This is a genomic window from Hymenobacter sp. R533113 (assembly GCF_056835965.1).
Genome location: NZ_JAKWBD010000001.1, coordinates 46,270 through 66,814, shown reverse-complemented (window position 1 = coordinate 66,814; position 20,545 = coordinate 46,270). Strand labels below are relative to the sequence as shown.

General features: G+C 49.6%; 12 protein-coding genes. 7 read left to right on the top strand and 5 right to left on the bottom strand.

Annotated elements, in window-relative coordinates; genetic code table 11:
• Window positions 1-46: 46 nt before the first annotated feature.
• Both MKZ35_RS00255 and MKZ35_RS00250 read right to left on the bottom strand, forming a co-directional pair.
• Window positions 47-1,615: a RagB/SusD family nutrient uptake outer membrane protein gene (locus MKZ35_RS00255; protein WP_482511233.1), complete on the bottom strand. Its 1,569-nt coding sequence runs from the start codon at window positions 1,613-1,615 to the stop codon at window positions 47-49.
• 36 nt (window positions 1,616-1,651) lie between these two features.
• Window positions 1,652-4,738: a SusC/RagA family TonB-linked outer membrane protein gene (locus tag MKZ35_RS00250; protein ID WP_482511232.1), complete on the bottom strand. Its 3,087-nt coding sequence runs from the start codon at window positions 4,736-4,738 to the stop codon at window positions 1,652-1,654.
• A 722-nt stretch (window positions 4,739-5,460) separates the two neighbouring features.
• On the opposite strand from MKZ35_RS00250, the gene galK reads away from it, so the two are divergent.
• The 5 genes from galK to MKZ35_RS00225 all read left to right on the top strand — a co-directional run bounded on the left by galK (window position 5,461) and on the right by MKZ35_RS00225 (window position 12,705).
• Window positions 5,461-6,633, top strand: a complete 1,173-nt coding sequence (gene galK, locus MKZ35_RS00245; RefSeq protein ID WP_482511231.1) for a galactokinase — start codon at window positions 5,461-5,463, stop codon at window positions 6,631-6,633.
• 100 nt (window positions 6,634-6,733) lie between these two features.
• Window positions 6,734-7,801 (top strand): UDP-glucose--hexose-1-phosphate uridylyltransferase, encoded by a 1,068-nt coding sequence (locus MKZ35_RS00240; RefSeq protein ID WP_482511230.1) that lies wholly within the window; start codon window positions 6,734-6,736, stop codon window positions 7,799-7,801.
• Between the two features lie 286 nt (window positions 7,802-8,087).
• Entirely contained in the window at window positions 8,088-10,679 is a 2,592-nt protein-coding gene (locus MKZ35_RS00235) for a SusC/RagA family TonB-linked outer membrane protein (protein ID WP_482511229.1), read from the top strand.
• Window positions 10,631-11,215: a hypothetical protein gene (locus MKZ35_RS00230; RefSeq protein ID WP_482511228.1), complete on the top strand. Its 585-nt coding sequence runs from the start codon at window positions 10,631-10,633 to the stop codon at window positions 11,213-11,215. The genes MKZ35_RS00235 and MKZ35_RS00230 overlap by 49 nt, the downstream gene beginning before the upstream one ends.
• Window positions 11,216-11,241: 26 nt before the next feature.
• On the top strand, window positions 11,242-12,705 hold the full coding sequence (locus MKZ35_RS00225; RefSeq protein WP_482511227.1) for a SusD/RagB family nutrient-binding outer membrane lipoprotein: 1,464 nt from the start codon (window positions 11,242-11,244) through the stop codon (window positions 12,703-12,705).
• Window positions 12,706-12,973: 268 nt separating this feature from the next.
• Here the strand turns inward: MKZ35_RS00225 and MKZ35_RS00220 are convergent, their stop codons facing one another.
• On the bottom strand, window positions 12,974-13,381 hold the full coding sequence (locus MKZ35_RS00220; protein WP_482512238.1) for a family 10 glycosylhydrolase: 408 nt from the start codon (window positions 13,379-13,381) through the stop codon (window positions 12,974-12,976).
• A 23-nt stretch (window positions 13,382-13,404) separates the two neighbouring features.
• A complete protein-coding gene (locus tag MKZ35_RS00215) occupies window positions 13,405-14,220 on the bottom strand; it encodes a glycoside hydrolase family 10-like protein (RefSeq protein WP_482511226.1) in 816 nt (271 codons plus the stop codon).
• Between the two features lie 35 nt (window positions 14,221-14,255).
• Between MKZ35_RS00215 and MKZ35_RS00210 the strand changes: the two genes are divergently transcribed.
• Window positions 14,256-16,490: a GH92 family glycosyl hydrolase gene (locus tag MKZ35_RS00210; protein ID WP_482511225.1), complete on the top strand. Its 2,235-nt coding sequence runs from the start codon at window positions 14,256-14,258 to the stop codon at window positions 16,488-16,490.
• Window positions 16,491-16,583: 93 nt separating this feature from the next.
• On the opposite strand, the gene MKZ35_RS00205 is transcribed toward MKZ35_RS00210, so the two are convergent.
• Window positions 16,584-17,831, bottom strand: coding sequence for an ROK family transcriptional regulator (locus MKZ35_RS00205; protein ID WP_482512237.1), 1,248 nt, complete (start codon window positions 17,829-17,831; stop codon window positions 16,584-16,586).
• 725 nt (window positions 17,832-18,556) lie between these two features.
• On the opposite strand from MKZ35_RS00205, the gene MKZ35_RS00200 reads away from it, so the two are divergent.
• Window positions 18,557-20,437: an FAD-dependent oxidoreductase gene (locus MKZ35_RS00200; protein ID WP_482511224.1), complete on the top strand. Its 1,881-nt coding sequence runs from the start codon at window positions 18,557-18,559 to the stop codon at window positions 20,435-20,437.
• Window positions 20,438-20,545 lie beyond the last annotated feature (108 nt).

The window sequence follows — 20,545 nt, the reverse complement described above, 5'->3', positions numbered from 1 at the left end:
ACCTGGGCCGGCGCGGCTGTTACGCTACATTTGACTAGGCTGGCGTTTATTGCCACCCTGGGTTCTGCGTGAGACGAGCTACGTCGACATCGGTACGGAGGATGGGTATCAAGCGTGACTTATTCAGCTCGAAGCTGGTAAAGTCAGGGTCGCGCTGTCTGGCAGCATTAAGCGCCGCTGCTTGGTCGATGCCCGGCTGCGGATCTACCACGCCCCAGCGCTTTAAGTCAAACCAGCGCAGGCCTTCACCCGACAGTTCCGTTACCCGCTCGTGCATGATGCGCGTGCGCAAAGTGGCCTGCGTAAAGCTGCCTGCTACCAGCGGCGTCATGCCAGCCCGTGCCCGCACCCGATTGATTAGCGGAATAGCCGCGGCAGTCTGCCCTTGCTCGTTCAGTGCTTCAGCTTGCAACAGCAGCACGTCGGCGAGGCGCATCACCCGGTGATTGATGGGTGAGTCGAAGTTTTCGAAAGTCCGATAATAATCGGTGGAGTACTTACGCCAGTAGATGCGGGAGTTATTACCGCTGCCGGGGGCAAAACGGGTATTGAACGGCTCACCATATACCATGGGCTCGGCACCACGGGGAATAGTATTTGGAGTGAGCTGAGGATTATAAAAGAAGGTCGCTCCGAGGCGTGGGTCGCGGGTGCCAGCAGCCGTTGCTTCTGTCAGAAACTCATCGCGCACCCAGGGCCGCGCCTCTCCATCGGTAAATCCGTCGCCCGGCACGCCCCAGAACTGCGAGCGTTGACCACCTTCTGATGAGCTAGCGTCGTCGCCATCATTGCCCCCCAGGTTCACGTCGGAGAAGCCAACTTCAAAAATCGACTCCGAGTTGTATTCGGTGGTATGCTTAAAGTTATCCTGATAATTAGCTACCAGGCTGTAGCTCGTATTGGCTAGCACCTTCTGGAACTGAGTGGATGCATCGGGCCAGCGCCGCAGCTGCATATACACTTTACCCAATAAAGTAGCCGCCGCCCCACGGGTAGCACGCCCAACATCACTGCCGGTATAAGCTACCTCCAAGTCAGGCTCGGCTGCCTGCAAATCGGCAATAACCTGGTCCCATACCTGAGCTTCCGTACCCTGCGCAGGCCGATACGTTACCGTAGCTGGCTCCAGAGCCAGCGGTACGTTACCGTACAAAGACACAAGGTTGTAGTAGTAAAGCGCCCGCAGAAATTTGGCTTCCGCAATCACCCGCTTTTTCAAGGTTTCGTTCATGGTAATGCCCGGCACCGACGCAATAACCTGATTAGCTCGGTTTATGGCCCGGTAATGGTCGCGCCAGATATCACGCGAGGGCTCGAAGTCATAGTTTACCTGTCTGAACTTGGTAAAGTCAGCCAACTCGCCCCAGGGGCTGGAGCTAAAGCCATCATCGGAGCGCAGGTCAAAGGCAAAGTGAATCCAGCGCCGGTAAGTGCCGAGTTGCTGCAGACCGCTATAGACGGCGTTTACCCCTTTAATAGCATCGTCGCTGGTTTGCCAGAACGACTGGGTAGTGGCTATGTTAGGATTATTTTGTTCGAGCAGATCTTTTTCGCAGGCTGTAGTCAGCAGCAGAGAGCCAGCCAGCGCGCAAAGTCCGAGTTTTGAAATATTCATGTCTGATCAGTTGAGAGTTGGAGGAAACGACTGAGGCTAAAAACCCAACTGGATACCCGCTGTGAAGGTTCGCACGTTGGGGTAGCTGCCTTCATCGAGGCCACGGGTAAGTACTCCGCCCGTTACACCACCGATGGTTTCAGGGTCGTATCCGGTGTAGTCGGTGATAGTGAACACGTTTTGGCCCGTGAGGTAGATTCGTACGCTGCCTAGCCCTTTCACGCGCTCCATCATTTCTTTTGGAAGCGTGTAGCCGAGCTGTACGTTTTTCATACGCAGATACGATCCGCTTTCCAACCAGCGTGTAGAAGCCGCCCGGCTGTTATTACGAGCCGATGGACCTTCTTTCACTGGCCGAGGCGTACTGTTTGAGGGATTGGTGATAGTCCACGGATTCAAATCGCTCCGATATGCACTGTTCTCGTCCAGCCGATCGGTCCAGAAGCGGGTACCGTTCCAAACTTCGTTGCCTGCAACGCCCTGGAAGAACACCGCCAAGTCGAATCCGCCGTAGCCGGAGGTCAGGTTGACGCCGTATTGCAGCTTGGGGAAAGGGCTACCAGAGTGGGCCCGGTCGGCTTCGGTAATTGCTCCGTCGTTATTCAGATCTTTGTAGCGCACGTCACCGGGCTGTGCATCACGCTGGGCACTGTTGGCGATGTTGTCTCCTGTCTGGAAGATGCCATCAAACTGATACAAATAAAACGAACCTACAGGGTAGCCGACTTCGGTACGGGTGATGCCACCTTCAGGACCGGCCACGAATACCTGGCCTGGCACATCGGTCAGCTCCAGCACTTCGTTCTTTATAGTGCTCAGGTTAGCCTGAACTCCGTAGCGAAGCTTGCTTCGGTTCTCATTATAGGCCGCAATAAACTCAAAGCCCCGGTTCTCAATGCGGCCCAGATTAATGTAAGGATTGATGCCAGCATTGCCCAAAAAGAAAGCCGGATCCGGATTCACCAATGCATCCTTGGTGCGCGATACGTAATAGTCGGCCGAGAATGTAAACCGATCTTCCAGCAGCCCTATGTCGAAGCCGATGTTGGTGGTGGCGCGGGTTTCCCATTTGATGCCGGTGCTAGCCAATTGCGTCTGAACGTTGCCATTCAGCACTGTCTGACCTGTGCCGAAAGGGTAGTTCACGTTCGGATTAATGAAGCCCTGATATAAGTAGTTGCCAGGTAGGCCGTCGTTGCCGAGCTGCCCGTAGCTACCCCGCACCTTCAGGTTGCTGATGGCCGTTATTCCATCGAAGAAAGCTTCTTCGGAGATGCGCCAGCCAGCTGAGGCAGCATAGAAGTCACCGTACAGGTTTTCGGGGCTGAAGCGGGACGAGCCATCGCGGCGATACGCGCCCGTCAGCAGGTAGCGCTGGTTGTAGTCGTAAGTCACCTGGGCAAAATAAGAGCGCTTGGTCCAAGTGTCGGTGGCGCCGCTTACGGCGGGGTTCTGAGAGCCCGCATCCAACGACCAGTAGTACGTAGGTCCGGTGCCATAGCCCCGGTTAGTGGCGCGCGAGATTTCAAACGTATTCTTCTGCTCCGAGTAGCCAGCTACCGCCGTGATATTGTTGTTGCCGAAGCTTTGGTCAAAGGTCAGCGTGTTCTCGGCCATCAGGAACAGCTCACTGCCCCGGCCCTGAAACAAGAATGAGGGATTCAAGGGGTCATTCTGACGCTGCTGTCCATATTTACGGCGGTCTTCATCGCGAAAGTTGTGCAGCTCGGTTGCCAGGTTGAGCCGGTAACGCAGGAAATCGAAGATGGATACTTCCCCGTAGATATTTCCTTGCAAACGGTAGGAAAGGCCCGTGCTACGCAACAAATCCTGGGAAGCGATAGGGTTGGTTCCGAACGTGCTGTTGTTGGAATTACCGAACGCAAAGCCCCCTGGATTAGCCGGATCTAAGACGGGCAGCGTAGGGGGAAGCCGGACTACATCGATAAAGGGCAGACCATTTACGCGCACCTGATCGGCGCGGGTGAGCAAGGCATTTTGCCCAACACGCAAGCGGCCCCGATTGAAGCCTGAGTTGAGGCGCAGACTATAGCGCTCAAACTTAGGACCCACGATGGTGCCCTTCTGGTTGAAATAGCCCGCCGAGATTAGGAAGTTCGACGACTCGCCACCACCCGAAAAGCCCAGATTATAATCCTGGATTCGGCCCGTTTGAAACAGCTCATCCTGCCAGTCAGTATCGGTACCCGTAAGCTGACTGGATGCAGGCTGCCGCGGCAAGCCAGCATTCTCGTACGCCAGGTTGTTCACCGCGGCCCACTCTTGTGCGCCCATCAGGTCGTAGCGGTTGGCGATATTCTGCACGCCGGTGTAGCCGTTGAATGTGATGGCTGGAGTACCTGCCTTACCTTTGCGCGTAGTGATAATGATTACGCCATTTGCCCCCCGCGAACCGTAAGCGGCCAGCGATGCGGCATCTTTCAACACCTGCACTGATTCAGCATCAGCCGGATTGAAATCACGCACGTTATCAGTCCATAGACCATCGACAATATACAGCGGTCCGCTGCTGCTGCCGCCCAGCGTGCCGATGCCCCGCACGTTTACGTTCGATGCCTGACCTGGCTGACCCGAGCTGGTAACTGTTACACCGGGCAAGCGGCCTTGAATAGCTTCGTTCACGGTGGCTACCGGTGCCCGCCGAATATCTTCGGAAGAAACTGAAGCTACCGAGCCCGTTACATCTTGGCGGTTCTGGGTAAGGTAACCAACTATTACTACTTCGTTCAACGACTGCGCATCGGGCGCTAGCGGCACGTCAATGGTCGTGCGGCCTCCCACAGCTAATTCCCGAGATGTATAGCCAACATAGGAAATCACTAGAGTAGCATTGTCGGGAGCAGTGATGGTATAGCGACCATCTACATCGGTCTGGGCGCCGTTGGTAGTACCTTTTACGACCACATTCACGCCGGGCAAGCCTTCGCCTCTTTCATCGGTGACGCGACCACTGATCGTAATATCGGCGGCTTGGAGTAGCGCATAAGGCAGGGCCGCACGAACGCTAGCCGCGGCACTGGCTTCAGCGGCCACAGTCAGCGGCAAGGAGCAGAGAAGCGCTGGAATGGCTAGCCAACGCAGTTTGGGTACGGGCTTTTTCATATGGAATCGTTAGGTGGTGGTGGGAAATGATGAGAGTAAACAGGAAGACTAAAACCAAGTTTGGAACGCAGTTTCCGCAAACGTTTGCGGAGTAAGGGACAAAAAAACAGAATCTCCATTGATTTATTGTCCTTGAGTTGCGTTGAAAATCTGGTTGTATTGGTGAGAGGGCTCAACAGGTAAGCGCCTCACTGGGTGCACTTACATTCTGTAAAACGGTATAAGAGTACCATGAAATCGCACTAATACCAAAGTAAATCATTCAATTCTTATGTACCTAACTTTATAGCTATAAAATTGTTAGCAGAAATTTCTGTACAATATTGAGTCGGATGTATGCCACCATATCCAACCATTGTTCAGCTACATTTAAAATAGTGGCCTCCCATACACTTCACAGCCCTTACGTTGTCACGACCGAACTCAGGGCCTGAATCTCGTCTAAGTAAATGTCAGTTTTATTATTAAGATTTTGTTTGTCAACAACTTATATCGATAAGCAGATTAAATAACTATATGACCAAGGAATTAAAATCCGGCTTATTACCCCCCGGCTGTTAAACATCATGTTAAGCTCTATTTCACTCGGTAATAAAGAGGCGAAGAGAAGCTTTAGTAAGAAACAAACAACGCAATCGTTTGCGTTTTCCGTGCTCATTTTTCACCTTTATGACTGATCATATCTTTACCTGTTTTTGTTCCATTTTTAGCCGCACGCGCTTATGTTGACTCAATCTGTATCTGCTGCTTTCCAACGCCACTTCGGTTATGCTCCGCTAATAGTGCGGGCGCCGGGCCGGGTTAATCTGATTGGTGAGCACACCGATTATAATGCTGGCTTCGTGCTGCCGGCGGCTGTGGATAAGGAGATTCACTTTGCCGTAGGCCTGAATAAGACTGACACCGCTCATCTCATTGCCCACGATCTGCACGAAAGCTATGACTTCTCACTGACGGAGGAGGTAAAGCCCGGTGATGTGCAGTGGGCCAACTATATAAAGGGCGTAGTGGCTCAACTGCAGCGCCGAGGTCTCAAAGTGCCCGGCTTCGATTGCGTATTTGGCGGCAATATCCCGATTGGGGCTGGTATGTCATCGTCGGCGGCGGTGGAGTGCGGGCTGGCATTTGCCCTAAACAAGCTGCTGGGGGGCAAATTTGACCGGCTGGAGCTGGCCCACATGGGCCAGGCGGCCGAGCATGAGTTTGCCGGCGTAAAAAGCGGTCTTATGGACCAGTTTGCCAGCTTGCACGGGCGGGCGGGCCACGTTATTCGCCTCGATTGCCGCTCGCTCGACTACGAATACTTTCCCTTTGATACTACCGCTTATCACCTTATCCTTTGCAATACCGGGGTGAAGCACTCATTGGCCAGCTCCGAGTACAACAATCGACGGCTGGAGTGCGAGCAGGGCGTAGCTCTGCTGCACAACTATTATCCGAAGGTGAAGACCCTGCGCGACGTAACCCTACCACAGCTCGAAGAGCACCGTGAGGAGTTGGGCGATGTGCTGTACCGGCGCTGCTCATATGTGGTAGAGGAAAACCTGCGCGTGGAGGCGGCCTGCCAACACCTGCTGGCGGGCGATATGCCCGCGTTTGGCCAAGAGATGTACGGCTCGCACGCCGGCCTGCGCGACAAATATGAAGTAAGCTGCCGGGAGCTGGACGTACTGGTGGAGCTGGCCAAGGATGCGCCCGGCGTGCTGGGCGCCCGCATGATGGGTGGCGGCTTTGGCGGCTGCACCATTAATCTGGTAGAGGTTGCGCAGGTAGAGAGCTTCGTGGAGCGCATGACGGCTGGGTATCAGCGGGAGCTAAACTTATCGTTGGAAACGTACCAGGCTGTTATCGTGGACGGCGTGGAAGCAATGGAAGCGGTGCTAGCCGGCCGCTAGGCGTCAGAAAAGCCCCCCGCCTTTGCTGGCGAGGGTGCTCGCCCGCCTTGGGCTCCGGCTACCGACTACTTAATTGCTCAACCTTACTCCGCTATTCGCCATGAAATTTGATACCGCCGAACACTCTCACCGCCGCTATAACGCCCTTACCGGCGAGTGGATCTTAGTGTCGCCCCACCGCTCGAAGCGGCCCTGGCAGGGCCAGCAGGAGGAATCGGAGCCCGACGAGCGGCTCACCTATGATCCTACCTGCTACCTCTGCCCCGGCAACACCCGCGTGGGCGGCATCGTGAATCCGCCCTACGACAGCACATTTGTATTCGCTAATGATTTTGCCGCCCTGCAAGCCGAGGCGCCCGTGGGCGAGATAAACGTGGGCGGCTTATTGCGTGCCGAAGCCGAATCGGGGCTAGCCCGCGTCATCTGCTTCTCGCCCCGCCATGATCTTACCTTGCCCGAAATGGACGAAGCGGCCATTCGTACCGTGGTGGACGTGTGGGTAGCGCAGTATCTGGAGCTAGGCGCCCGGCCGGATATTAACTACGTACAGATTTTTGAAAATAAAGGCGCGATGATGGGCGCCAGCAATCCGCACCCGCATGGCCAGATCTGGGCGCAGCGCACCGTCCCGTCCGATCCGGCCAAGGAAACCGTGCACCAGACGGCGTACTTCGCGGAGCACGGCCGTAGTCTGCTCAGCGACTACCTGGAGCTGGAGCTGCGCGATAAAGCCCGCGTGGTGGTCGAAAACGAGCATTTTGTGGCGCTGGTGCCTTTTTGGGCCATCTGGCCTTATGAGACGCTGGTAGTGCCGCGCCGCCACGTAACCAGCATTGAGCAGCTGACCAGCGCCGAGAAAGACGCTTTTGCCGCCATTCTGCGCCAGCTTACCATCCGCTACGACAATCTGTTCCAGATTTCCTTCCCCTACTCGGCCGGTCTGCACCAGCGCCCCACCGACGGCCAGGAGCACCCCGAATGGCATCTGCATATGCACTTCTTTCCGCCCCTGCTGCGCTCGGCTACGGTACGCAAGTTTATGGTAGGCTACGAAATGCTGGCCAACCCGCAGCGCGACGTAACCGCCGAGTTTGCCGCCGAACGCTTGCGCAGCTTGCCGGCCGTGCATTATAAGCAGACAGCGTCTACAGAAGAGGGGCCCAATTAGGCGAAAGAAGCAAATCAGCATTTTTTCCCCATAGAGAATCCGAATAGTGGCCTTCACAAAAAAGCCCCCCAGAGCTGCTCTGGGGGGCTTTTTTGTTTAATTTTTATGGCTAGGCGTTTCCCTGCACCAAGCATTGAGTATCAGTGGACTGCATTTTAAAATATTATTAATAACACTGTATTTTTATTAAAATAATTTGCTAATTACAACACTTTTTAATGCACACTTTAAACCGGCCATTATGCAAAATTTTCTTACTCATCAAAGCAAACTTCTTGTGCGCCTAATGTTGAGCTTTCTACTGACAATCTTCGGATTGGCGGCTATGGCTCAGAGTAAGACAGTAGGAGGTATTGTGACGGATGCCAAAGGGGCGGCTTTACCCGGAGTATCCGTCAGGGTTAGCGAATCTACGACCGGAACCGCCACCGACGCAAACGGGCGATTCAGCATCCCGGCCGAACCTTCATCGGTGCTGGTATTTTCTTTTATTGGCTATCAGGCCAAAGAGGTGACCATTGGTGAGCAAACGACCCTGAACATCACCTTAGAAGAAAGCACTGAACAGCTGGGAGAAGTAGTGGTTACGGCCCTCGGCATTGAGCGCAGCACCCGTACCCTGGGCTACGCTACCCAACAGGTGAAAGGCGAAGACCTGACACGGGCCAGGGAAGTGAACGTGCTCAACTCCCTGCAAGGTCGGGTGGCGGGCGTGCAGATCACGCAATCGGCTACGGGTGTGGGCGGGTCGTCGCGGGTAGTGCTGCGGGGGGCAAATTCTTTGACCGGTACCGACAATAACGCCCTTATCGTGGTAGACGGCATTCCGCTGGACAACTCCAACAACCGCACGCCCAGCCGCTTTGGCGGTATAGACTACGGTAGTGGAATCGGCGCGGTAAACCCAGAGGATATAGAGTCGGTAAACGTGCTGAAGGGCCCCAACGCCGCCGCCTTGTACGGGGAGCGGGCGGCTGCCGGGGCTATTATCATTACTACTAAAAAAGGCGCTCAGGGCTTCGGAATCAACTTTACTTCGAGCGCTACGTTTGAAAATCCGCTGGTATTGCCCGACTTTCAGAATGAGTTTGGGCAGGGAGTTGGCGGCGCGCATCCAATCAATGCGCAGGGCCAAGCCTTTATTCCCCGCAACATCGAGTCGAGCTGGGGGCCGCGCATGGCCGGGCAGCCCGTGCTGGATTGGACCGGGCAGGTGCGGCCATTTTCGCCACAGCCGGATAATATTGAGGACTTTTACAGAACCGGCCAGACCTATAATAATGTGCTGGCCATCAGCTCCGGCAACGAGCGAATCCAGACCCGTTTTTCCGCTGGCTTACTGAATAACAAGGGCCTGCTGCCCAACAGCAAGCTAAACCGTGGAACCCTGAGCTTACGCACCACGGCTTCCATCACGGATAAGCTCACGGCCGATGGCAAAATCAGCTACATCAACCAATCCTCGTTTAACCGTCCCAACCTGACGGACAACCCGGATAACCCAGTCTACGGCTTCCTTTTTATGCCGAGAAGCATTGATCTGGATGACTTAAGAACGTACGAGAACGAGGCTGGCAATCCGGTTACCTGGGCCCAAACCGGCGTCGATCCGACGAATGGCTTTCTGACCAGCCGCCGGCAAAACCCCTTTTGGTCGGTATATAAAAACACCAATAACGACGAGTTGAATAAGTTTCTGGGCTTTCTGTCCTTACGCTATCAGTTTACTGATTGGCTGAGCTTGCAGGTGCGGAGCGGTACTGATTACAGCACCCAGCGCATTGAGGAACGCACCGCTACCCGCACCTTGTTTGAAAGCTCCGTTGACCGGGGCAAGTACGTAATCACTACCCACACCATTCAGGAAACCAACTCCGACTTTCTGCTGGCTTACAATCAGGACCTGAACGAGAACTTCTTTTTAGGCGCCACGGCGGGGGGCAATATTCGCGTCTTCAAGCGCGAGGAAGTGGGCGCGCAGACCAGCGGCCTAAACATTCCTAACCTGTTCACGATCAGCAACGGAGCCGCGCAGGTGCCGTTGTACGGCTTTGCCGAGCTGCAAACCAACTCGCTGTACGGCACCGCGCAGCTGGGCTTCAAACGTTACCTGTACCTTGACCTGACGGCGCGCAACGACTGGTCTTCTACGTTATCCGAAGAGAACCGCTCGTTCTTTTACCCGTCCGCCAGCCTAAGCTTCGTGCTGACCGACGCGCTCAAATCCTCTCCCAAGGCGCTGAGCTTCGCCAAACTGCGGGCTTCAGTAGCCGAAGTGGGCGGCGCCGCCCAACCCTATCAGCTCGCCCTGACTTATAACCTGGGTCTGCCCCACCTGAATCAGGGCTCGGCCACTATTCGGCCACAGCTGCCCTTCGCCGATCTGAAGCCCCAGATTACCCGCGCCCTGGAGTTTGGCACCGATATCCGCTTTTTCGACAACCGCCTCGGCCTGGACTTCACTTACTACAAAAAGAACACGCTCAACCAGATCTTTACTCCTCCCATCTCTGCTACGGCGGGCTTCACATCCAGCCTCATCAATGCAGGCAATGTGCAGAACAGCGGCGTAGAAGTTGTGCTTACGGGCACGCCCGTGAGCACCGCCACCGGGCTCCGCTGGGATATAGGCGTCAACTGGTCCCGAAACCGCTCCAAGATTGTTGAAACCGCCAACGGAGTCGACAATTTCTTTATCGGCAACGACCGGAACATCACCATCGCAGCCTCGGCGGGCAGTCCGTTTGGCGACTTCCGGGGCGGCGCTTCGCGCGCAATGTCAATGGCGATATACTCGTGGGGGCTGATGGCCTGCCCACCAGAGGGGCGGTGGATGAAGTGCTGGGCAACTACCTACCTGATTGGATCGGTGGCCTGACGAACACTATTACGTACAAAAATCTGCGCCTGAGCTTCCTGATAGACATGCGCCAGGGAGGTGATATTTTGTCGTTAAGCAACATTTACGCAGCCCAGAACGGCAACGCCGCCTTTACCCTGGAAGGACGAGATGCCTGGTATAGCGGCACCGGCGGCTTCTTGGTGCCCGGCGTGGTTAATAACGGCAACGACACCTTCTCCCCCAATACCAAGTTTGTCGATCCCGAAGCCTACTGGCGCCGAGTAGCTTCCCCTGATGCGGCCATCGCGGAAGCCTTCATCTACGATTCCAGCTTCATCAAATTCCGCGAGCTTTCCTTCGGTTTCTCTTTGCCTAAAGATTGGCTGACTAAAACGCCCTTCAAGAATGCTTCTCTGTCATTTATTGGCCGCAACTTGTTTTTGCTGAAGAGCAACACGCCCGGCTTCGACCCCGATGTTGCCAGCTACAACATCACCAACGTGCAGGGCATCGAATCTGCCGCCTTCCCCAGCACCCGAAGCCTTGGATTTAATCTTAACGTAGGCCTGTAAGTTCAGCGGAGCACACATCAGAAATCATGAAAAAAATCACGTATATACTTCTTTTCGCATCCGGATTGCTGAGCATGTCGGGCTGCGAAAAATTCAATGAGTTGAACGTCAATCCCGTAAGTCCAACGGAGGTTTCGCCGGAGCTGCTTTTTTCCGGCGCGCTCCGCAATGGCACCTTAAACTGGGATATTTATCAGATCGGGCAGAATCTGCACGCTGACCAGTTTGTGCAGTATTTCGCCAACACTAACCCTGGCTTTCAAACCGATCAGTACGTTAGCAATCCAAACTGGGCGGCTACCTTCTGGAACACGTACTACTCGAATTACATTATTAATATTCAAGAGGTTATTCGCCTGACCCAAGCGGATCCTATCCAGAGCAACAAAACCAACGTCGCTCGTATTTGGCGGGCCTGGCTGTTTCACCGCGCCACCGACTACTGGGGCGACATTCCGTATAGCGAGGCCGGCCAAGGGTTTGCGGGCCTCCGCACGCCCAAGTACGACGCCCAGGAATTCATCTACAAGGACATGATCAAGGAGCTAAAAGAAGCTGCCCAGGCCCTTGACAACACCAACACGATCAAGTTCACTACCAACGATCTGATCTACCGGGGCGACCTTGACCGATGGAAGAAGTTTGCCAACTCCCTGCGCCTGCGGTTAGCCATGCGCCTGAGTAAGGCTGATCCTGCTTTTGCCCGGTCAGTGGTGGCAGAAGTAATGGCCGAGAACAATCTGATTTCTTCCAACGCGGAAAACGCCCAGATGAACACCCAGCCAACCGGGCAGTTCATCAACCGCTACCCCTTAGCCATTCTATTCAACTTCGATGAGTTGCGGGTCAGCAAAACCATGGTTGATCTGCTAAAAAGCCTGAATGATCCCCGGCTGGCCGCGTATGCCCAGCCGGTTGTTGAGGGCGTCACCCCCGCAACGTACGCGGGCTTGCAAAACGGGCTGAATGCCCAGCAGCTGGCCCAGCCCCAGAACGCCAAAACCCTGTATTCCAAAATGGGCACCGTCATCCGGGCGGAAGGCACCCCGATCGACGTTCTTACCTATCCAGAAGTGTCTTTCCTGAAGGCCGAAGCCGTGCAGAAAGGCTGGGTCTCCGGCAACGCCGCTACCTTCTATGAGCAGGGCATACGCGCCTCTATGACCAAAAGAGCCATTACGAATACGGCAGCGGTAGACGCTTATCTGGCCCAGTCAACCGTAGCCTACAACAGCTCTTTACAACGGATCATTACCCAGAAATACCTGGCTTTATTCCCGGATGGATTTGAGGCCTGGGCCGAGTGGCGGAGAACCGGCTTCCCCGCTTTGCTGCCAATTCCTAACCAAGGCGAAACCAACGGCACGGTTCCCCGTCGGGTTATCTACCCACCCGCTGAGGCCAGCTTAAATGCCGATGCGTATCAGGCAGCAATAGCGGCTCAGGGGCCAAATACCATGACTACCAGGGTGTGGTGGGACAAACCATAAGTTGCGGTAGGTTCCTATCTATACACAAAGCTATTACTAGCCTCCCAGAGAAGTAAATTTTATACTACTAAAAACAAATTGCCGGGATGAACGCCTGGCAATTTGTTTTTAGTAGTATAAACCTTAATTGGGGTACTTTTTCCACCTGTCCCAACTCTTACAATTTAAATTAAAGCAAGGAGTACGGGCGCTACTCAAAGCGCAGAACGTATTCCATAAGAAATAGCAAACCACTATTTTATGTTAAAGAATATAGCCTTGAGCGAATTCAGCGGGACAAACTGTAACTTTTAAAAAACTCCGGATGCAATTTTAATCCTTCATAAAAGAAGAAGACTTCTCCCCTGATTCCTCGCTTACGATTTACCTCGATCATCTGATTTAAAAATTGCTGCGACGGAGAATAGTCATCAACTTTTAAAAGCAGCCCAGGATAAAATATACTCTTATCAGCCGCAGATATAAGCTTCAGGTTAGCGTCTAACGCGGCCGTATAAGCCTCAATATTATAGCGATAAACTTGTGGAAAGATATAGTCAACCCAATGGTTTTTAACCCAAGTTGGCCAATCCTGCAAATATTCCTCCTTACTCCACGGGAAAATACTTGGCGCCATAGATATAATAATTGTTGGCTTGACCGCTTTTACCTCGTCGTGCAAACGCTTCATGAACATATTCAACTTATCTGCCCGCCAATTCACCCAGGCAGCATCCTGATAATTAGCAGGGGGGACAAATTCTGGTGTTCTTTTTTATAAATGGATACAGTATATTTATCGTAGCCTGCCGTTGAAGGATTTGCTGGCAACCTATCGTCTCCCTGAATTCCATCAACATCATATTCTTCTACTACTTCTTTAATCAACGACAGCATAAAGCTTTGCACCTCGGGGTGAAAAGCATTCATCCATTCAAAGTTGTTTTTAGAAACCAGCTTACCTTGGTTGTCGATAGCAGCCCAATGGGGTTTACGCTTGATAATATCGCCACCATTTTGCTTGTGTGAGGGAGAAAAACCAAACTCAAACCAGGCATGTACTTTAATATTTTTTTGATGCGCTTCTTCTATCAACTCCCGCAAAGGGTCACGGCCGGCAAACCTTGGATCAATTAACTTATTAAATGTTGTTTTCATAACCAAGCTAGGATACAGCGTGTGGCCGCCGTTCCAGGTAACCACATAGATGTTATTAATTCCGCTTTGTGCGCATAAAGCAACCGCTTCCCGAATATTCTCCCGCGAATCTAAAACTTTACTAGCGACATTCGTAAGCCAAACTCCTCTGATAGGGTCATTAGCAGCGGCGGTTTCTTCCTCTTTCTGTGTATTAGCTGCGCACGGCGAAGCATTTGCAAAAGCAGATATTGTTAGCAAAGAAGCCGCTACGATGGCACGTGAAATTTTGTTTAATTGAGCTCTCATCAAGGTGCGTTTATGATTAGAAGATTTTACTTTATTTGCAGCTACTAATATAAATTGTTTTATTATAATATAGGCAAATAGTATCAGCATATAATTTTTATTGCTGCACTATCAAAAACTCGCAAATGAAAAGAAAACTCATACTCCTGCACTTGCTGCTATTTTGTTTTACATCCTTGTTTTCTCAAAAGCTAACGAAGTATGTAGATCCTTTCATCGGCACGGGTGGCCACGGGCACACATATCCGGGAGCCACTGTTCCTTTTGGCATGGTGCAGCTTAGCCCCGATAATGGCTCGGCAGGTTGGGACTGGAGCAGCGGTTATTATTATGGCGATTCAACTATTGCCGGCTTTAGCCATACCCATTTAAGCGGCACCGGCATCGGCGATTATTGCGATATATCGGTCATGCCCAATACAAATATTATAGCTGATACCATTAAACGATTTAAGGTAAAGTTCAGCCATAACAATGAAAAAGCTAGCCCCGGCTATTATGGTGTTACACTAGATAATGGCATCGCAGCCTCTTTTACTACCACGGCGCGCTGCGGTCTACATCAGTATAGTTTCCCAGATAAAAGCGTTCCTGTCATTCGCTTTGATCTTGGTTTTGCTATTAATTGGGATAAACCAACCGAAGCATATATACAGCAGCTAAACGACTCGACTATAGTTGGCTATCGTTTTTCTACCGGGTGGGCAAAAAATCAACGAGTATATTTTGCGGCCCGCACATCTGTGCCTTTCAAGCAGCTATTAGTATATGCTGATGGCTCTTCCGTGCCTTCTCCTAAGGCTAAGGGACTACTTGTAAAAGGCCAGCTCGTATTTCCTCAAACCGTAAAAAGAATACTGATGAAAGTAGCCTTGTCATCCGTAAATACAGATAAAGCACTTCTAGCCTTGCAAGAAATACCTGATTGGGATTTTAATAAAGTAAAAGCTGCCGCAGAAAAACAATGGGAAAGCGAACTGGAAAAAATACAGATCAGCACTACAGATGAGCATTTAAAACGCACATTTTATACTGCGATTTATCACACCAATCTGGCGCCCATACTATACTCCGACGCAGATGGGCAGTATCAGAACGCGAAAGGACAAGTGTTAAAGATGGCTGACGGCAGCCAGCGTTATACGGTGTATTCGTTATGGGATACTTTTCGGGCCCTAAATCCCCTATTCACCGTTCTGCAAAAAGAGCGCTATTCGGATATGCTGAACTCCATGATGGCTTTCTATGAGGAGAATGGGCTACTTCCTGTCTGGGATATTAGCACCTGGGAAGCAAATACGATGACCGGGTATCATGCTATACCGGTTATAGCCGACGCTATTATGAAAGGATTTCCTGGATTGAATGCACAAAAAGCGTACGAAGCGATGAAGAAAAGCTCTCTGCAACAGCAGAGAGGTACCCCAGAGTATATTAAATACGGCTATTTGCCCCAAGACAAAGGCGGTTGGAGCGTCACCGTTACGCTTGAATACGCTTTCGATGATTATTGTATTGCCCAGGTTGCTAAAAAATTAGGGTATACGGATGACTACCAAAACTATTTAAAAAGATCAATGGCGTATACAAAGCTTTTTGATCCGATTACGGGTTTTATCAGAGCAAAGAATTCAGACGGAAAATGGGATTTACCATTTGACCCTTATTATTCCGAGCACGAAGAAAAAGCTGCTTATATAGAGGGTAATGCCTGGCAGCATTCATTTTTTGCCCCCCACGATGCCAGAGGGTTAGCAATGCAGCATGGCAGCTATAATAACTTTATTAAAAAGCTGGATTCTTTGTTCACTATAAGCTCGGTAATAAAAGGCGAAAATATTTCCGGTGATATTAGTGGCCTTATAGGGCAATATGCTCATGGTAATGAGCCCAGCCACCACATCGCTTATTTATACACATTTGTTGGTGCTCCCTGGAAAACGCAGGAAAAAGTCAGGATGATTACTGAGTCAATGTATCACGATCGGCCGGACGGGTATGCCGGAAACGAAGACTGTGGCCAGATGAGTGCTTGGTTAATATGGAATGTAGCCGGTATGTATCCCGCAAATCCCGTGAGCGGACAATACATTTTTGGCAGTCCCTTGGCAGATGCAGTTACTATAACGGTATCGCCGAATAAAAAAATGGTAATCAGCACAAAGAATAATTCTAAACAAAATAAATATATACAATCCGTAAAGCTGAATGGTAGGCCTTACGACCAAACGTATTTAACTCATTCAGATTTGATGCAAGGCGGCACCTTACAATTTGTAATGGGACCTAAGCCGAACCTGCGCTGGGGGCAAAACCAGAGAGCTGGCCTAGCTCAGCAAGTGATAGATAAACCCCAATAACAATGTCAAATACTATGACTGTTGGATGCACTCGCTTAACGCATTAATTGTATATAGAGCAATGGGTGAGTGTTGTCTCTAACAGCACGATCCTTACAAAGACAACATCCTGTTTCTGACCAATAAGCATGCTCCGGCAACTCCAGCTTGCTCCCCTAATTTCGACATTTTTAATTGGGTATCGTTATTTACTAAACTCAATGAGTATTTAATCAACGCACTCTTAATAGGCAGCCGCAGGTAGCTGTCGGCAGCGGCAAGCCTACCTCCTAAAACGACTAATTCAGGGTTAAATATATTAATAAGTGTGGCTACTCCTCTACCCAATTTTTCTCCAATGGAAGCAATCAATTCAATAGCTAAGACATCATCATCTGTTGCTGCTTTAATAATATGTTCCATAGATATATCCTCAATTTTCATTGAGGACAAGATTGAAGATGAACCTTCCTGAAGTTTTTCCTTAAAAATTCTTGTTAAAGCCCAGCCAGAGACTTCTGTTTCCAGGCAGCCTCTCTTACCACAGCGGCATATAATCTCATTATTAAAGAAAGGAATATGACCAAATTCACCCGCGAATCCCGACTTGCCATAATATAATTGGCCATTTATCAGGATGCCAATACCTAAACCATAATCAACGTTAAGAAACAAAACATTTTTCTCTTCGTGAACGACACCCAGACAAAACTCTCCGTAAGCCATGGCTCGCGAATCATTTTCAAGATAAACCTTTAATGCAATCCGGCTTTCGATCATTTTGCTTAATGGTTCCTCGCTAAAGTTAAAAAAACTAAAACTATAGCCCGTAGAATAATTTATTCTTCCCGAAAGATTAATACCAACAGCCAATATTTTATCTTTCGGAATTCGTGATTCTTTAATGTAAGCATTTATAATTGAGCACAGCTCAATAAGTGACTCTTTGTTATTCTGAAATTGGTACGCCTTCTTCTTAAAGAGATTGATTCCATTTTTTTGAATATCAGTGAAACCAAAATACAAAAAATCCTGCCTCACGTCGACTCCAAGAAAAAATCCAGACCCTAATACCAAGCCATACAAATTTGGTTTTCTCCCGCTTTTTGATCCTATCTTACCATAATCCATAACTAAGCCATCGGCTATCAACTCGGTCAACACCGCATTTATTTTCGGTGCGCTTAGTCCAACCTCTACGCAAATATCTGCAATGGTGCAGTTGCCATTGTTTGCGAACAAAGAGATAATAGATTTTTTGAGCGCAATATTCTTATAAGCTACTCCACTTAAGTTTTCTTGATTAATTTCTTCAAAAAAGTCATCTTTTACAAGTAATTGAATTTGCGGATTTAAGTTCATCACTCTAGCGCTACCAAGCAACGTTACGGTATCTTTCTATGCGCAAGTACATAGAAAAGTCTGCCTTAAGAATACAATCTAGCTACTCAGGTAAGGTGTTTGCGCAGAAAGCATACTCTTTGCCTCAGTATGACAACAACTATGAAGGTGTGCAACACCTAAACCATACTGCCAGGCTTTCGCATAGCAGGAACACCTGCAATATCTTCAAATCCGAACAGTCATTCGTCCGGCAGACACGCTAATCGCAGGAGACTGATGGCCTTGCCTGTGCCTTTCGACTACGCGAAGAGTACGAGCATCCTGCGAGCTTAAGCCGATTACCATCGAGTCGTGTCTGCGCGGGTTGTTACAAAGCTTGGTGTTGTGCCTGAAGTATTTGCCGAAGCATAACATCGATAGTTACAAAATTTATTTTTTAATATACACAGTTTTATTAATTTTTTTAATAAAACTGTGTAGGTATATTTAGCCTCACCAATTGATCTGGGAGTTTTATTTGACGCGAGTCATAGCCCTGAAGTCCTGATAAAACAAAGATTCATCACCATAGCCACCCTTTGCAGCTCATTGCTCTGCTCTGATACTAGAACCAGCCAGCACACGAGCAGCAAAGCAGGCTTACTCACCTGAAGGACAGCGCCTCCAATTTTGCCTCGATGACTACAATCAAGAATGGCTTTATGGTAAACCAGAACCGGTTCTTTAGGTGCCTGCTTCTAGCTTTGACAGCCGCAACTGCTATCCTGCGCCCGGCACTGGCAGCCGACATACGCACAGAACTTCTGATTATTGGCGGGGGCGCTAGTGGTACTGCCGCAGCTATCCAGGCCTCACGCATGGGGGTAAAGACAGTGGTAGTGGAAGAAACCCCTTGGCTGGGCGGTATGCTAAGCGCAGCAGGCGTATCTGCGATAGACGGCAATCATCAAATGCCCTCAGGTATCTGGGGAGAATTTCGGGAAAAGCTTTATAACCACTATGGTGGACCGAAAGCAGTAGAGACCGGCTGGGTAAGTAATACGCTGTTTGAGCCTTCAGTAGCCAATAAGCTCCTCAAGGACTTAGCTAAAAACCCTAACCTCTCTATTTTATATCAGACAGAGTGGATAGACATCAAGAAAAAGAAGGATGGTTGGGAAGTTATAGTTAAGAACAAATCAGAAAAATCCACTATTCATTCCAAGTTGATTATTGATGCTACTGAGCTAGGTGACGTAATGGCCTACCTTAAAATTCCTTATTCACTTGGAATGGACAGCAAGGAAGTTACGGGTGAAACAATTGCGCCTGATAAGAACAATAATATTGTTCAGGATTTAACTTATGTAGCAACTTTAAAAGATTATGGCTCGACTGCCGATAAAACGATAACTAAACCAGCAAAATATGACCCAGCTGAATTTGAATGTTCGTGTAAGGCAGACAGTTCAGCAGCATCTGGTGTGAAATCCCAGTCAGACTGCGATAAAATGCTTGGCTATGGTAAACTTCCGAATAATAAATACATGATCAACTGGCCAAAATGTGGAAATGATTATTATGTAAATCTTATCGACATGGACAGAAACAGTCGATTTGAAGCTATAAAAGAAGCAAAAGCTCATAGTCTACGATTTATTTATTATATGCAGACAAAGCTTGGGTACAGGAACTTAGGATTGGCAGAAGATGAGTATCCAACCCCCGACCATTTGCCATTAATTCCTTATTACCGGGAAGCCAGACGCTTACAAGGAAAAGTGCTGCTTACGGCGAATGATCTTTCGGAGCCGTATCACCAAAAAAGCGCCTTGTACCGCACGGGAATCGCGGTAGGTGACTATCCAATAGACCATCACCACGCCAAAAACCCGAAGGCCCCAAAAATTGAGTTTATCAGCGTAAAAGTGCCTTCTTATACTATTCCCCTGGGCGCTTTAATTCCGGTGAACGCCGAAGGAATTATTGTTGCGGAAAAGAGTATCAGTGTAAGCAATATTGTTGCTGGCACTACCAGGCTTCAGCCAGTTGTGTTAGGCATAGGTCAAGCTGCCGGTGCTTTGGCGGCTGTCTCTATTAAGCGTAATCAGCCCGTCTCAAAAATTAATATCCGGGATGTACAATCAGCTCTATTAGACAGTAAGGCTTATATCATGCCTTACATTGACATTAAACCAGACGATAAATACTTCAAAGAAATACAGCGAATTGGAGCAACAGGTATACTTAAAGGCACTGGCATTACTTATAAGTGGGCTAACCAAACCTGGTTTTATCCCGAAATGCCAATTAATGAATTAGAATTAGTTGAAGGGTTTAAGTCGTTTTATCCACAACTTGATATTGCTACTCCTTCAGGAAAATTAGTTGACACAGAGTTTTGTGGGGGGCTTTTTTCTTTAATTACAAAAAAAACAATAACCACCAATGATATTTCAAATTATCTCAAGTTACAAGATCTAGAGCCATACCAGGGAATACAGAAAGAAAATCTTTCTAGAAGGGCTATTGCAGTCTTAACAGACCATTTTTTAAATCCTTTTGCCCAAACTATTAACTTCAATGGAAAAATCGAATCAGCTAAGCTTGATAGTCAAACAATAAATTCAGTAAACAAATTATAGCGGTTATGTAACTTAGGAGTTGATTAAATATTATTTAAATGAATTCGTTGAAAAAAACAGCTAAGGCAAATTTAAAATAAAATTATGGTTAAGCAACCTAAACCAGAA